Here is a 13,209-nt window from a genome sequence, read left to right as displayed (position 1 = left end):
GGCTCATTGTACGGAAAGGGTGGCGTTTTCGATAAACCACTCCCGCTGTGCTTCCAGCTTGGTGTCAAGGGTCTCGTCGGCGATGACTGCCATGTCCGCGCAGTAACCCTTGATTCCGCCGATTTTTATGGTTTTATCAGCCATAACCTCGGAATTTCCCGCGAAGAAGTTCTTAATGCTGTCCGCAAGGTCAAGATCGCGTTCGTTGACATAGAGCACGCAGTCCTTGTTTTCGAAAAATCCGGCGATTTCCTTTGCACTGCCGAGAAGCTTTTGCCTGTATTCATCTGTATTTGTGAAGTCAAGGAGCTTGTTCGCCGCGTTCCTGAATACCTCATCGGTCATTCTTGAGCGTTCAACAAAGAGCTCTCTCTGACCCTCCTGAGTCTTTTTAGCGAGGATAGCCAACTCGTGGCTGCGCTTTTCGTGCAGCTTATCCTTAATCAGGCGTTCGCTGTCGCGCCGGGCTTTCTCCTCAGCTTCCTTGAGCCGCTCTGATTTGAGCTGCTTTACCTCGGTTTGGAGGAGCGTGCTCTGCGCCTTGGCGTATTTTTTTATCGCCCTAAGAAAGTTATCGGTTTTATTTCTTGCCATATCATTACCTCAGTTACATGATAACGCCTACAGCTTTACGCCGATGGCTTCCTGAACATATTTGGTTATGCTGTCCTTGGTTCTGCCGTTGCCGTGACGGTCGGGAATTTCGACAATCAGCGGCTTTTCCCGGTTGAGCTTGAGGTTGTAAACGATGTCGGGACAGAGAGAAACGAGCTTTTCCGTCATCAGAATAACGGCAATATCCTCGTTCTCTATAGCCTTTTCAAGCTCGCGCCTGACCTCGTCCTCCTCGTGGACAACAACGCCTTCTATACCTGCAAAGCGCATGCCCATTTTGGTATCGACGTTATCACTGATCAAATAGAATTTCATAATCGGTCACTTGGCTTAGCTGTTGATGATAAGCATGGAAACCAGAACGCCGTAGAGAGCGATACCTTCACCGAGAGCAACGAAGATGATAGCCTTACCGAACGCCTTGGGATCCTCGCTTGTAGCGCCGATTGCCGCGGGAGCCGCGTTGCCAACCGCAACACCGCCGCCGATGCAGGCGATGCCGGTAGCAGCTGCAGCCGCGATGTACTTCATTCCGCTTGCGTCGCCCGCAGCGGAAGCGTCGCCTGCAGCGTTAGCAACGATCGGAAAAATAACACAGAGGGCGAATACGGCAGCGAAGGAAGCGAGCTGCATGAGCATAGTTCTCTTTCTGCTCTTGCCGCGGGAAACAGCCTTTACAGCGATAATAACGGAGCCGATCAGGAAAATAACGGGGATAGCAGAAAAAATAAGATTAAAAAGAATAGACATAATAGATAACCTCCAAAAATTATTCAATATTTAATTTAACGGGATTGAAGGGTCTGCCTTCGCCCGAATAGAAGCGGTTGAACATCTCGTAATACTCGAGTCTGAGCACCTGAATGCTGACAAGCAGAGCCTCGAGAGCCATAACCAGCGCGTTGCCGAATACGATGATGATCCAGTAGGGAATACTGAACTCGCCGCCTGCGGTCTCCGCGAGAGTAAATACAACGAGCATCATGCCCGCATGAACAAGGACGAACACGCCGATTCTCAAGAAGCTCATTGTGTTGGTGACGTAGCCGAGCAAAACCTCTATCGATTCAAAGATATTCTCGACGATATAGCCGCTCCAGCTTTCGGGCTGCCAGTCCTCTTTGCGGTTAACAAGATTTCCCAGCGGTTCCGCGAAGAAAATCAGCAGGAACGGGAACACGATAAGCCCGAGGATATAGAACAGCGAAACTACGTGCCAGCCGAGGAACACCTCAGCAACTACCGCGAAGATGATCGAGCTGTAGAACACGATTCCCGAGAGTCCGCTCGTACCGAACAGCGCTCTGCCTAAATCCTTCTGCCGTATGGAAGAAACGACGTTGAGGAACATCGCTACAATCAGAAGCACAACGCCTATGCTTATCGCGGTCAGGATAACCGAGTTTGTGTTCTCGGGGTTCATGACCTGCATCGGCTTTTCCTCAAAGCCCATAGCGTGGAACATCGGGTCGAGCAGGTGCTCAAAGCCGAACACAGAGCCGAATATCGTTCCGAACACCGCGGCGCTCAGTCCGCAGGGGAAGAGTATTTTGCCGACCTTCATTTTCTTTATCTTCCACATCAGTATTCCGACGAGAGAGAGCAATAGTCCCTGTCCTAAATCGGCGAACATGATGCCGAAAATAACAACATAGGTAAAGGCGATGAACAGCGTCGGGTCGAGCTCGTTATACTTCGGCACTCCGTACATCTCGGTATAGAACTCGAAGGGCTTCGCGAGGAAGCAGTTTTTGAGTTTAACGGGCGGACGCTTGTCCAGCTCGTTCTTAGCGTCGGAAAAGTCAAGCTCGATGCTCTGGATTTTTTTGAGCCTGCGGCTGAGCTGCTTTTTGTTTTCCGTAGGTACCCAGCCGACGATGATGAAGCTCTTGTTGTACTGGAGCGCCTTGTTACGGATGCTCGCGTACAGATAAAGCTCCTCAAGCTTTGAAAGATAGCTTGTTATCTGATCTTTGTTGTAGTCGAGGTACTTGTCGACAGCTGCCTGAGCCTTTTTGACCTCAGCCTCGAGCTGAGGAATTTCCTTTTTGTATTCCTCGATGCGTTCCTTCGGTGTTTTATCTTCGCTTACGAGGTCGCACCTCTCGAAGAACAGAGCCTCAAAGATTTTGTCGATCTCCTCGTACTCGTCGTAAGGCGCGAAATAAACGCCCCAATAGTGGTTCTTGTCCTCGGTGCAAACCGCGAAGTCTACATAGTCGTTGTCGCTGTAAGCGTCGAGCTTTGGCATGCTGTCCTTGGGAAGCCGTCCGAAGCGCGCCTTCATGTACTTCATCTCGAGTACCTTCTCAATCTCGACGCCCATGCCGATAAAGTGGCTTGTGACCTTGAGATTTTGCTTTACCTCATCGAGCTTTTTCGCCGCGACCTCTCTCTTGTCGATAAGGGCGTCGATATCAGCCGTGGTAGTCGCCGAAAAGTTTTCAAGCTCCTCGACCGTGGGGCTGAAATCGCTCACGTCCTTTAAGGGGAAGCTGCGCTTTGTGAGGTTGAGAGCCGCCTTGAGGTTCGTCAACGGCTCAGCGTAGGTATTTTTTGTTTGCAAATGCGTAAAGTCCTGAACGTCGTCATAGAAGTTTGTAACGTCGTCGGGCTGAAATACTCCCGACTCGCCGAGCACGGAGATTACTTCGTCGATGTGCTCCATCAGGCCTATGACGTTCAGAGCCTGCAGTGATGATACTGCCAAATTATTTCACCTCTTTCACCGGATAATCAGTGACTGTATTATCGATTTGTCGAGCTGATAACGAATGCCCTCAATCATGCTGATGACGTTCAGCAGCTCGGTTTCGGCGAGAAACATATACGAAATCATCACAACAGAAGGGTTGTTTGAAAAATGAATATTCTTTTTCGCCATGGTGTAACGCACGCGCGGACTGATGTCGCTCGCGTAGGTGTAGCCGATTTTGTTGATAAGTCTGCCGCAGCCTTTGCTCTGCATTATTCTGAAAACCTCAGCCGAAGACCCGGCGGCGCACATTCTGTCAATCATATTCTGACTGAGGTCGCTGTATTCGGGCAAAAGATTTGACTTTACGACCTCGGGCGAGAGGTTATAATATTTTTTCAATCTCAGGATTTTTGAAAAAATAGCATAATCGTTGATTGTGTAGAACATACGCAGCAGCTCATCGCGCTCGGCGCCCTTGGATTTCTTTTTGATAAGCTCGAACACGTTGCCGAAAACATAGGCGTAAAGCTTGTTTTCCATATAGGAAACAGGCAGCATGCCCTTTTTGTCGGGCTTATATGCCTTAAGAATATCGTAATAGGGCGAGCCGTGCAGGGCATTGAGAAACTCGCTGAAATCATGAGCGTTCGCGAGCTTGTTGATATTGAGCGCGGTGTGCTTTACAAAAAATGCGGGGAACTGGAAAATAAACTTTTCCGTAGAATTTGAGTTGAGCAGGATCAGAAAACGGATGATCTGCTCGACCTCGGTTTTTTCGACGACGTATTTCGAAAAGCCCTCGCTTATGCTTGAATCATAGCGGCACAGCGAGTCGAACTCGTAGAACTGATACTGACGGAGCAGCATTTCGAGCCTGCCTCTGTGAACGTCGCGTTCATTGACCTCTGAGAGCGCGGAAGCGTAGTGGGTGTGCGATTTAAGGTAAACCATGACCTCGGCGACGCTCTGACAGGCGATGATACTTGAGTAATCCCGGTCTGTCAGGTGCCTGCCGTACTTAGCCCGCGCCTTTGCGAGGACGGCATAGGAAGTAGTTGACATCATGTCGCCTCCTTTTTATTCCAGCACACGCTGAACTATATCGTCAACCCATCTGTCGCAGTTTTGTTCATAATCCATTCTCAGCTTGATAAGCGACGAAGCCTGTCTGGCGGTGATATCCGTCCACTTCTTGTAATAACGCTTTTCGAGATAGGCGTTGTTTTTTGCGATTTCACGCTTTGCGCTTTCCATGTAGCTCTCGTAAATAGCGGCGGCTTCCGCTTCTATCCGACGTTTTTCTTCCTCGGCGTTTTTGCGGTTAGCCTCGTCCATAGCCTTTGCCTCGGTGTCCGCCTGTACGATTTTACGAATCATGTCCTGCATAAATAATCACCTCGATTATAGTGGGATAATATATGTGAACAGGTAATTAGCCCGTAGACAAGCAATTTTAATTCTTCAACGCCTGCAGCGGAGCGGGAATGCGGCCGCCTCTGTTTATGAACACAGCGGGCGAGCCTTCTCTGACCGGCATTACGGGACCCGAGCCGAGCAGACCGCCGAACTCGAGCATATCGCCGGCTTTTTTGCCGATTGCGGGAATAAGCCTTACAGCAGTTGTTTTTGAATTTACCATGCCGATAGCCGCTTCGTCCGCGATAATAGCGGAAATGACCTCGGGCGTAATGTCGCCGGGAACTGCAATCATGTCAAGACCGACAGAGCAGACTGCAGTCATAGCCTCAAGTTTCGTAATGTCGAGGTGGCCGCTCTTTGCCGCCGCGATCATGCCGGCGTCCTCCGATACGGGGATAAACGCTCCGCTTAAGCCTCCGACATGAGAGGAAGCCATAACGCCGCCTTTCTTTACGGCGTCGTTGAGCAGCGCGAGAGTAGCGGTGGTGCCGTGGCAGCCGCATTTCTCAAGACCCATTTCCTCGAGAATGTAGGCGACGGAGTCTCCGACAGCGGGTGTGGGAGCGAGGGAGAGGTCGACAATTCCGAAGGGTACGCAGAGCCTTTTGCTCGCTTCCTTGGCGACGAGCTGACCCATCCGCGTTATCTTGAACGCGGTTCTCTTAACCAGATCCGCGATTTCCGCTATGTCCTTGCCTTCGCCGTTCTTTGCGAGAGCCGCCCTGACTACTCCGGGACCCGAAACGCCGACGTTGATAACCGTGTCAGCTTCACCGACTCCGTGGAACGCTCCCGCCATAAACGGGTTATCCTCGGGGGCGTTGCAGAATACGACGAGCTTAGCCGCGCCAATGCAGTTGCGGTCTGCGGTGATTTCGGCGGTCTCCTTGACGACCTTACCCATCATCTTGACCGCGTCCATGTTGATACCCGCCTTCGTCGAGCCGATATTTACGGACGAGCAGACGAAATCGGTCTCACTGAGCGCCTCGGGAATACTCTCGATAAGCGCGTAATCTCCGCTTGCAAAGCCTTTCTGAACGAGAGCGGAATAGCCGCCGATGAAATTAACTCCGAGCTCCTTAGCCGCCTTGTCGAGCGCGTACGCAAACTTGACGACTTTTCTGCTCTGGCACGGAGCAGCGACCATGCCGATAGGTGTGACGGAAATTCTCTTGTTGATAATAGGGATTCCGTACTCTCTCTCGATATCGACGCCTGTTTTGACGAGATCCTTGGCGCTGCGGCAGATTTTGTCATAAACCTTATCGCAAGCCTTGTCGATATCCTCGTCAATGCAGTCGAGCAGCGAGATACCCATCGTGATAGTTCTCACGTCGAGGTTCTCGTTGTCTATCATATTTATTGTTTCCAGTATATCTCTTGTTTCTAACATTGAAATCCTCCGCAATCAAATCAGATTCGGTGCATGCTGTTGAATATATCCTCATGCATAAGATGTATCTGCGTGCCTGTGGACTCGCCGACCTTGTTAAGATTTTCCCTGAGCTGCTCGAACTCAATATTAGCCTTGTCGATATCCACGAGCATGATCATGGCGAACATATCCTGGAGAACGCTCTGGGTGACCTCGATGATATTTACGCTTGCCTTGGCGCAGGCGTCGGAGACCTTGGCGAGAATGCCTACGGTGTCCTTGCCGATTACAGAAATTACAGCCTTCATAACTAACCTCCGTGTGCTTTTAAATATGTATAATAACATTTTGTATATTATACAATTTTCCGGCTCGAAAGTAAAGTCAAATATTGCATAAAGATAATTAATATGGTATCATTTTTTAGGGAGTGATACAATATGAAGCTTTGTGATATGCACACGCATTCCGATAATTCTTTTGACGCAAAAAGCACCGTCGACGAGCTCTGTCAGGCAGCGCTTGGTAATGGTCTTTACGCCATAGCAATAACCGACCACTGCGAGGCTGAGTATATCAACATGGGAGAGGACTGTGAATTCGGCAGTTTTGACAGACTGATACCTCAGTCGGTACGCGATATTAATTCTGCAAAAGAAAAATACAAAGACAGGCTGCTCGTGCTCAGAGGACTTGAACTCGGCGAGCCAATTCACGACCCTGCTCAGACAAAACACGCCCTCGAATACGCGGACTTTGACTTCATTTTAGCGTCCGTTCATAACCTCAGAGGTTACGAAGACTTCTATTATCTCGATTACAAGACCGTCGACGTTAACGAACTGCTGCGCAGGTATTTCGACGAGCTTATCGAGACCTCGAATTTTGAACACTTCGACAGCCTTTCACACCTCACATATCCGCTGCGGTACATAGTCGAGAGGGAAGGATATTACCCGGACTTAACGCCGTTTCAAGAGCAGATCGACGAGATATTCAAAACACTGATAAAAAACAAAAAAGCCCTTGAAATCAACGTTTCGGGGCTGTTCAAGCCGATAGGAAGAACCCTGCCCGACATTGAACTCGTCAGGCGTTTCAGGGAGCTTGGCGGAGAGTACGTGACCGTAGGCACCGACGCTCACTCAGCCGACATGGTCGGCAAAGGAATCGAGCAGGGAATAGAGGTCGCAAGGGCTGCAGGCTTTACGCATTATACTATATTCCGGGAGCATAAGCCGGAGCTTTTGGTATTTGACAATTATAGTTGGTAGTTGGGTAGTTAGTAGTTGGTAGTATATGGCGGGACACCCGCACCCGATTTTATATTCGGAGCGAAGCGACCAATAATTGTCCATAAACAAAACGGACGTGCCAAAAACACGTCCGTTTTTCATATCGTTATAAAGTTTCAGCCAATTTCTTAATGTACTCGGTTAACTGTTCCTTTGTTTCGGGGTGATCCAGACCTACCTCGATCTGTGCCTGCAGAATGCCGAACTTGTTGCCCATATCGTATCTTGTACCCTCAAACTCGACGGCGGTCATTCCTTCTTTTATTGCTATCTCGCGCATAGCGTCAGTGAGCTGAATCTCACCGCCGACGCCCGGTTCAGTGCGCTCAAGAATCTCAAAAATCTCGGGCGGCAGAACACAGCGGTCTAGGATAGAATATAGCGAAAGCACTTCTTCCTTGGTCTTGGGCTTTTCCTTCATGTCGGTGCAGGCGAAAACATTGTCGTGCAGGTTCTCAACCTTAAGCGAGCCGTACTTGTGGATTTCCTCCTCGGGAACCTTCTTTACACCTACAACGCCCTTACCGTACTCGCCGTAATGCTCGATAAGCTGACCGATAGCGGGCTTTTTGCCGACGATTACTCCGTCGCCGAATAGCACCGCAAAGGGCTCGTTACCGACAAAGGACTTCGCCTTGAGCACCGCGTGACCTAAGCCCTTCATTTCCTGCTGACGGATAAAGCTGATGTTGGCGAGCTGCGAAATACCCTTGACCTGCTCAAGAAAATCTGACTTGCCGCCTTTTTCGAGAATATGCTCAAGCTCGGGCGAGCGGTCGAAATGATCTTCAATCAGGGTCTTTCCTCTGTTCGTGATGATAAGGATATCAGTGATACCTGCCGCGACAGCTTCCTCGACGATATACTGTATCGTGGGCTTGTCAACGATAGGGAACATCTCCTTGGGAATGTTCTTTGTGGCGGGAAGGACTCTTGTTCCGAAGCCCGCAGCGGGAATAACCGCTTTTGTAATTTTCATAATCATCCTCCGTTAAATTGTTATACTTGCAGACGCGATAAAGAAGTTGCAGATATACGAGACGGCAACGGTGGCAATGCCGAAGCTGAGCGCGAGCGGAAGGTTCACGCCGCCTTTTTCCTCAAGAGCCTTATTGATCTCGTCGGGCGCAGCGCCGCGGTGCTCGTCCTTGATTCTGCGGATTTTTTTCATTGAATGACCGTAATAGATACGGTTTGCCGTCAGTCCGCTGATCAACATAAAGATATAGCGCACGGCGTTGAGCAGCAGCGGAAGGTAGGCGTAGCCCATCTTTCCGAGCAGCGAATAGGCATACATGGGGTCTGAGGCGATATTCTGCGGAGAAGCGGAAGCTATCTCACGCACTGCCGATGACCATTCCGGCGTCATTATTATGAATGTCGACAGAACGTTTGTAGCGATGACAACAAGCGAGAAGGCGAGACCGATACCGTACATTTTTCTGTAAAGGAAATATACTCCCGAAAACAGAAATGCCGCGAATCCGAATTTACCTCTGCCTTGCTTTCTCAGCCTTTGGAATACCATCGAGAAATACTGCGTGTTTCTGCCGGTAAACTTTGCGGCTTCACCGGCTGTAACGTTGTCGCCGACTTCCTCTTTGCTGTCCATACCCGCGAGAGGGTCGTATTCGGGCATGCCCTGGGCTGCAAATCCGAACGGCGGGAACCCTTGATTGGGAGCGCCCTGACCTGAATTGCCCTGATTGCCGGGCTGACCGTTCGGCTGTTGCGGATTATGGGCGTTTTCGGCTCTCAGATCCGTGCCGCAGCGCTGACAGGTCTGCGAACCCATCGGGTTCCTGTTGAAGCAGACAGGGCAGACGATAGTCTGAAAATCCTCAAATTTGGATTCAGTATTATCACTCTCCGGCTGTTCGGGGTGCAGGCTGTCAAAGGTAAAGCCTTCCTTGTGTTTGTCCTCGTAAAAGCAGTGTCCGAGCCCTTCATAGCAATCCCTGTGATGCGGAGCGCCGCATTCGGGACAGACGACAATGTCGTCTGAGCTCTCAAACTTCTTGTCGCATACGGGGCAGGTGTACTTAGTAAACTCCATATAGACCTCCGTACTTGTTATCGTTATTATTATAACAAATTTTATCGGCAAATGCAACAATAATTCAAATATAAAGAATTTTTAATTTTAGTTTACAAGAATTCACTTTTTTGGTATAATATATATTTGGTAAAACGAAAGAAGGTAGAAGTATGGTACAGTTTGAAGAATTAATGCTTTCATTGCAGGCATTAAAGCCCGATATCGACGACCTTTCAGACGCTCTCGGCATGAAGAGCATGAAGTCAGAGATTGAGCAGCTCGAGCTCAAGGCGACAGAGCCGGGCTTCTGGGACAACGTCGAGAAGTCTCAGCAGGTACTGCAAAAGACAGGCGCGTTAAAAGGCAAGGTCGAGGCTTACGAGGCTCTTGTTTCGAAATATGAGGACACTCAGGCTTTGATTGAGCTTGCGAACGAGGAAGAGGATTTGTCGCTTCTCGAGGAAGCTCAGGCTGAGGTCGACGATGTAAAAGCCACTCTTGAAAAGCAGCGTTTGCAGACCCTTCTCACGGGCGAGTACGACAAGAATAACGCCATTCTCACCTTCCACGCGGGCTCAGGCGGCACGGAAGCTCAGGACTGGGCTGAGATGCTCTACAGAATGTACACTCGCTGGGCTGAGGCACACGGCTTCAAAATCAAGGAGGTCGACTATCTCGACGGCGATGAAGCCGGACTCAAGAGCGCGGTGCTCCTGATCGAGGGAGAAAACGCCTACGGCTACCTCAAAAGCGAGGCAGGCGTTCACAGACTTGTGCGCGTTTCTCCGTTTGATTCTGCAGGCAGACGTCACACGAGCTTTTCAGCGCTCGAGGTAATGCCCGAGATGGACGACAACGTCGAAGTCAATATCGCGCCCGAGGATATCAAAATGGACGTATACCGCGCAAGCGGTGCAGGCGGTCAGAAGGTCAACAAGACCTCGTCGGCTGTCCGTCTTACTCATATCCCGACGGGTATCGTAGTCGCCAGCCAGGTTGAGCGCAGCCAGTACCAGAACCGCGACGTCGCTATGAAGATGCTCATTTCAAAGCTCGTTGAAATCAAGGAGCGCGAGCACCTTGAAAAAATCGAGGACATCAAGGGCGTGCAGAAGGAAATCACCTGGGGCTCTCAGATACGCAGCTACGTGTTCATGCCGTACACAATGGTAAAAGACCACCGCACCGCGTTCGAGACCGGCAACATTCAGGCGGTAATGGACGGCGACCTTGACGGCTTCATCAACGCCTACCTGAAGTGCGCCAGCCAGGGCACACTGCTCAAGTAATTATTAACTACTGAAAGGACTGTTCAAAATGTATATAACCTGTCTTGACCTCGAGGGAGTGCTTGTACCCGAAATCTGGATCGCTTTTTCAAAGGCTACCGGAATCGAGGAGCTTAAAAAAACCACACGTGACGAGCCTGACTACGACAAGCTTATGAGGTACCGCCTCAAAATCTTAAAGGAGCACGGGCTGGGACTCAAGGAGATACAAGACGTGATCGCGACGATCGATCCCATGGAGGGCGCGAAGGAGTTCCTCGACGAGCTGCGTTCATGCTGCCAGGTGATTATCATCAGCGATACCTTCACCCAGTTCGCGGCGCCCCTTATGAAGAAGCTGGGCATGCCGACTATATTCTGCAACTCGCTCGTCGTAGCGGATAACGGAGAGGTCACTGACTTCAAAATGCGCTGCGAGCAGTCGAAGCTCACCACAGTCAAGGCTCTGCAGTCTATCGGCTACGAGACAATCGCAGCGGGCGACAGCTACAACGACCTCGGCATGATTCGCGCGAGTAAGGCAGGCTTCCTGTTCAGGAGCACCGACAAGATAAAGGCGGACAATCCCGACCTTCCCGCGTTCGACGACTACGGAGATTTTCTTGCGGCTATCAAGGCAGCAATGGTTTGATATACGGCACACGGCTGTATAAGGAGAGTTTATGAGATGAAAACCAAGCGATTTATTTCACTTGTTTCCGTATTTGTGATTCTTATGACTGCTTTCACATTTTCCGCCTGCGGAGAGCCGGGCGACCCCGTGAAGGTGACAGTTTTAGACAGCGGCAAGTCCGTCACAGCAGAGGGCACCGACGACATGACCGTATCGCAGCTGCTCGGTGCGGCGGGCATAAGCATAACCGACCGCGACACAGTCGAACCCAAACGCGACGCGAGGTGGGTAGACGCGGGAGCCCACGCGATAACCGTCAAGCGGTACGCGAAGGTCAAGGTCATTGCCGGTGACGAGACAAAGGAAGTCGAGCTAATCGGCGGCACGGTAGATCTCGCGATATCCCAGTCGGGCTTCAAGACGTCGATGTACGACAGCGACGCCGACAAGCGCAGTTACCTCACGGACGGCATGGAAATTCACCTCACGCCTAAGAAGGACGGATTCTTCTCCGACGGCAAGACCGCTAACTTCATCAAGGACGGCGAGATTCAGAAGGGCGGCATAGTCGGCAGCGACAAGGACGGCTACTACTACGCAGACTCTGAGGGCAATATCGATTTAGGTCTCTGCGATGGAATAAACGACGGTAATTATGACTGGAGCGTCATCGAGGGCAGGGCATACAAGGCGGAGAGCGATTCCGACAAGACGCTTTTTGCGGCATGCAAGGCGGTTGCGGCATGTACGGACAACAGCATGACGCGACAGGAAAAGCTCAAAAAGTGCTTTGACTACATAAAGACTTCGTACCTCGAGGGTGTGCGCCACGACCCGCCGTACACCGAAATGGACTGGCCTGTTGTTTATGCCAACGACCTCTTTGTTTACGGCAAGGGCGACTGCTACAGCTATGGTGCTGCATACGCGTACATGGGTAAGGCGATAGGGTTTACGGAAGTCTACGCCTGCAACTCAGGCGGTCACGGCTGGGCAGAGATAGAGGGCAAATACTACGACCCCGAGTGGGATATCCACCACAACGAGTACAATCACTTCGGAGTCGCACCCGAAGATCCCTGCGATGTAAATTACTCAGGCACACTGGTTATGGGCAACGCCTGGATGAGAATAAAGATATAGTCAAAAAAGAGGTTCAGCCCTTGCGGGTTGAACCTCTGTATTTTTTGTTGTTGGGTATTAGATAGTTGCGCATGATCTGCCTACTGAACACCTACATACTTTCCCAGCTCGCTCAAAAGATCTGTATCCTCCGACAGCTCCTTTTTTTCACCCTTCGCAATCAACTCCTCGCTGTACTTAACATAAGCCCTGTAGTAGCTGCCGCATTTTTTCCATTCAGCGTTTATCTTGTCGCTTCTGTCCTTCGGCCCGACTGAATACCTCGCCGTGAGGTAATCTGTCAGGTATTCGGTGAACTTTTGCTGACCGTAAACATTGAGGTGGTCAAGGTTATAGAAATCGCGGTTCTCGTCAAGTCCGGTATTTACGAAATCGCGCTCGAAGTTGAGGTAATCATACCCGTATTCCTCCACGATATCCCCGACTGTGTTGCTCTTTTCAAACCTGTCGAAGGTGCGCTTTACGACAATGTGCGGGAACCTTGTGAACACGACGTTTTTAAGGTTCTGCTCCTTGCAGTACGAGAGCAGCTCTCTGAGCGCCTTTTCCTCGCGTTCGGGCAGCGGCTTTCTGCCTTTCTTGGTTTGGTTATCATCGGCGCGTTTAGCTTTGTCCTGAATCTTTTCATTTAACTGCTGCTTCTGAGCGGAATCCAGTGTCGCTTTGATGTTATTGCGAGGGACGCCCTCTCCGTTAGCCAGCTTCTGCAAATACGGATTCA

At 50.5% G+C, this 13,209-nt stretch carries 14 protein-coding genes and 1 pseudogene; 4 read left to right on the top strand and 11 right to left on the bottom strand.

Annotated features, from left to right (window positions below; all coding sequences use genetic code 11):
• Window positions 1-3 precede the first annotated feature (3 nt).
• From KQI64_RS09495 to KQI64_RS09460, 8 genes are all read right to left on the bottom strand, one after another.
• Window positions 4-594 (bottom strand): V-type ATP synthase subunit E, encoded by a 591-nt coding sequence (locus KQI64_RS09495; protein ID WP_216524521.1) that lies wholly within the window; start codon window positions 592-594, stop codon window positions 4-6.
• A gap of 27 nt (window positions 595-621) precedes the next feature.
• Window positions 622-930 (bottom strand): V-type ATP synthase subunit F, encoded by a 309-nt coding sequence (locus tag KQI64_RS09490; protein WP_216524520.1) that lies wholly within the window; start codon window positions 928-930, stop codon window positions 622-624.
• Between the two features lie 15 nt (window positions 931-945).
• Window positions 946-1,365 (bottom strand): ATP synthase subunit C, encoded by a 420-nt coding sequence (locus KQI64_RS09485; protein WP_216524519.1) that lies wholly within the window; start codon window positions 1,363-1,365, stop codon window positions 946-948.
• A gap of 19 nt (window positions 1,366-1,384) precedes the next feature.
• The gene (locus KQI64_RS09480; RefSeq protein WP_216524518.1) at window positions 1,385-3,325 is read right to left on the bottom strand and encodes a V-type ATP synthase subunit I; all 1,941 of its coding nucleotides are present in this window, start codon (window positions 3,323-3,325) and stop codon (window positions 1,385-1,387) included.
• A 15-nt stretch (window positions 3,326-3,340) separates the two neighbouring features.
• Window positions 3,341-4,375, bottom strand: a complete 1,035-nt coding sequence (locus KQI64_RS09475) for a V0D/AC39 family V-type ATPase subunit (RefSeq protein WP_216524517.1) — start codon at window positions 4,373-4,375, stop codon at window positions 3,341-3,343.
• 15 nt (window positions 4,376-4,390) lie between these two features.
• On the bottom strand, window positions 4,391-4,699 hold the full coding sequence (locus tag KQI64_RS09470) for a hypothetical protein (protein ID WP_216524516.1): 309 nt from the start codon (window positions 4,697-4,699) through the stop codon (window positions 4,391-4,393).
• 67 nt (window positions 4,700-4,766) lie between these two features.
• On the bottom strand, window positions 4,767-6,128 hold the full coding sequence (locus tag KQI64_RS09465; protein ID WP_216524515.1) for a PFL family protein: 1,362 nt from the start codon (window positions 6,126-6,128) through the stop codon (window positions 4,767-4,769).
• 20 nt (window positions 6,129-6,148) lie between these two features.
• A complete protein-coding gene (locus KQI64_RS09460; RefSeq protein ID WP_216524514.1) occupies window positions 6,149-6,418 on the bottom strand; it encodes an ACT domain-containing protein in 270 nt (89 codons plus the stop codon).
• Window positions 6,419-6,550: 132 nt separating this feature from the next.
• On the opposite strand from KQI64_RS09460, the gene KQI64_RS09455 reads away from it, so the two are divergent.
• Complete coding sequence (locus KQI64_RS09455; RefSeq protein WP_216524513.1) at window positions 6,551-7,384, top strand: histidinol-phosphatase HisJ family protein; 834 nt, start codon at window positions 6,551-6,553, stop codon at window positions 7,382-7,384.
• A gap of 127 nt (window positions 7,385-7,511) precedes the next feature.
• Here the strand turns inward: KQI64_RS09455 and galU are convergent, their stop codons facing one another.
• Together galU and KQI64_RS09445 are read right to left on the bottom strand one after the other, a co-directional pair.
• Window positions 7,512-8,384, bottom strand: coding sequence for a UTP--glucose-1-phosphate uridylyltransferase GalU (gene galU, locus KQI64_RS09450; RefSeq protein WP_216524512.1), 873 nt, complete (start codon window positions 8,382-8,384; stop codon window positions 7,512-7,514).
• Between the two features lie 12 nt (window positions 8,385-8,396).
• On the bottom strand, window positions 8,397-9,461 hold the full coding sequence (locus KQI64_RS09445; RefSeq protein WP_216524511.1) for an RING finger protein: 1,065 nt from the start codon (window positions 9,459-9,461) through the stop codon (window positions 8,397-8,399).
• Between the two features lie 152 nt (window positions 9,462-9,613).
• Between KQI64_RS09445 and prfB the strand changes: the two genes are divergently transcribed.
• The 3 genes from prfB to KQI64_RS09430 are packed head-to-tail and all read left to right on the top strand — an operon-like array spanning window position 9,614 to window position 12,488.
• A complete protein-coding gene (gene prfB, locus KQI64_RS09440) occupies window positions 9,614-10,732 on the top strand; it encodes a peptide chain release factor 2 (RefSeq protein ID WP_216524510.1) in 1,119 nt (372 codons plus the stop codon).
• A gap of 28 nt (window positions 10,733-10,760) precedes the next feature.
• Window positions 10,761-11,363: a bifunctional phosphoserine phosphatase/homoserine phosphotransferase ThrH gene (gene thrH / locus KQI64_RS09435; protein ID WP_216524509.1), complete on the top strand. Its 603-nt coding sequence runs from the start codon at window positions 10,761-10,763 to the stop codon at window positions 11,361-11,363.
• A 36-nt stretch (window positions 11,364-11,399) separates the two neighbouring features.
• A complete protein-coding gene (locus tag KQI64_RS09430; protein WP_216524508.1) occupies window positions 11,400-12,488 on the top strand; it encodes a ubiquitin-like domain-containing protein in 1,089 nt (362 codons plus the stop codon).
• Window positions 12,489-12,568: 80 nt separating this feature from the next.
• On the opposite strand, the pseudogene KQI64_RS09425 reads toward KQI64_RS09430, so the two are convergent.
• Window positions 12,569-13,209, bottom strand: a pseudogene (locus KQI64_RS09425) (hypothetical protein); the annotation flags it as partial.

It is taken from the genome of Lachnoclostridium sp. MSJ-17 (assembly GCF_018918205.1).
Lineage (GTDB): Bacteria > Bacillota > Clostridia > Oscillospirales > Acutalibacteraceae > Ruminococcoides.
This window is presented reverse-complemented; position numbering and strand designations above follow the sequence as displayed.

Bases quoted from the DNA above. Each gene is read 5' to 3' on its own strand.
- KQI64_RS09495 (WP_216524521.1), bottom strand. From the start codon at position 594: ATGGCAAGAAATAAAACCGATAACTTTCTTAGGGCGATAAAAAAATAC.
- KQI64_RS09490 (WP_216524520.1), bottom strand. From the start codon at position 930: ATGAAATTCTATTTGATCAGTGATAACGTCGATACCAAAATGGGCATG.
- KQI64_RS09485 (WP_216524519.1), bottom strand. From the start codon at position 1,365: ATGTCTATTCTTTTTAATCTTATTTTTTCTGCTATCCCCGTTATTTTC.
- KQI64_RS09475 (WP_216524517.1), bottom strand. From the start codon at position 4,375: ATGTCAACTACTTCCTATGCCGTCCTCGCAAAGGCGCGGGCTAAGTAC.
- KQI64_RS09470 (WP_216524516.1), bottom strand. From the start codon at position 4,699: ATGCAGGACATGATTCGTAAAATCGTACAGGCGGACACCGAGGCAAAG.
- KQI64_RS09465 (WP_216524515.1), bottom strand. From the start codon at position 6,128: ATGTTAGAAACAAGAGATATACTGGAAACAATAAATATGATAGACAAC.
- KQI64_RS09460 (WP_216524514.1), bottom strand. From the start codon at position 6,418: ATGAAGGCTGTAATTTCTGTAATCGGCAAGGACACCGTAGGCATTCTC.
- KQI64_RS09455 (WP_216524513.1), top strand. From the start codon at position 6,551: ATGAAGCTTTGTGATATGCACACGCATTCCGATAATTCTTTTGACGCA.
- galU (WP_216524512.1), bottom strand. From the start codon at position 8,384: ATGAAAATTACAAAAGCGGTTATTCCCGCTGCGGGCTTCGGAACAAGA.
- KQI64_RS09445 (WP_216524511.1), bottom strand. From the start codon at position 9,461: ATGGAGTTTACTAAGTACACCTGCCCCGTATGCGACAAGAAGTTTGAG.
- prfB (WP_216524510.1), top strand. From the start codon at position 9,614: ATGGTACAGTTTGAAGAATTAATGCTTTCATTGCAGGCATTAAAGCCC.
- thrH (WP_216524509.1), top strand. From the start codon at position 10,761: ATGTATATAACCTGTCTTGACCTCGAGGGAGTGCTTGTACCCGAAATC.
- KQI64_RS09430 (WP_216524508.1), top strand. From the start codon at position 11,400: ATGAAAACCAAGCGATTTATTTCACTTGTTTCCGTATTTGTGATTCTT.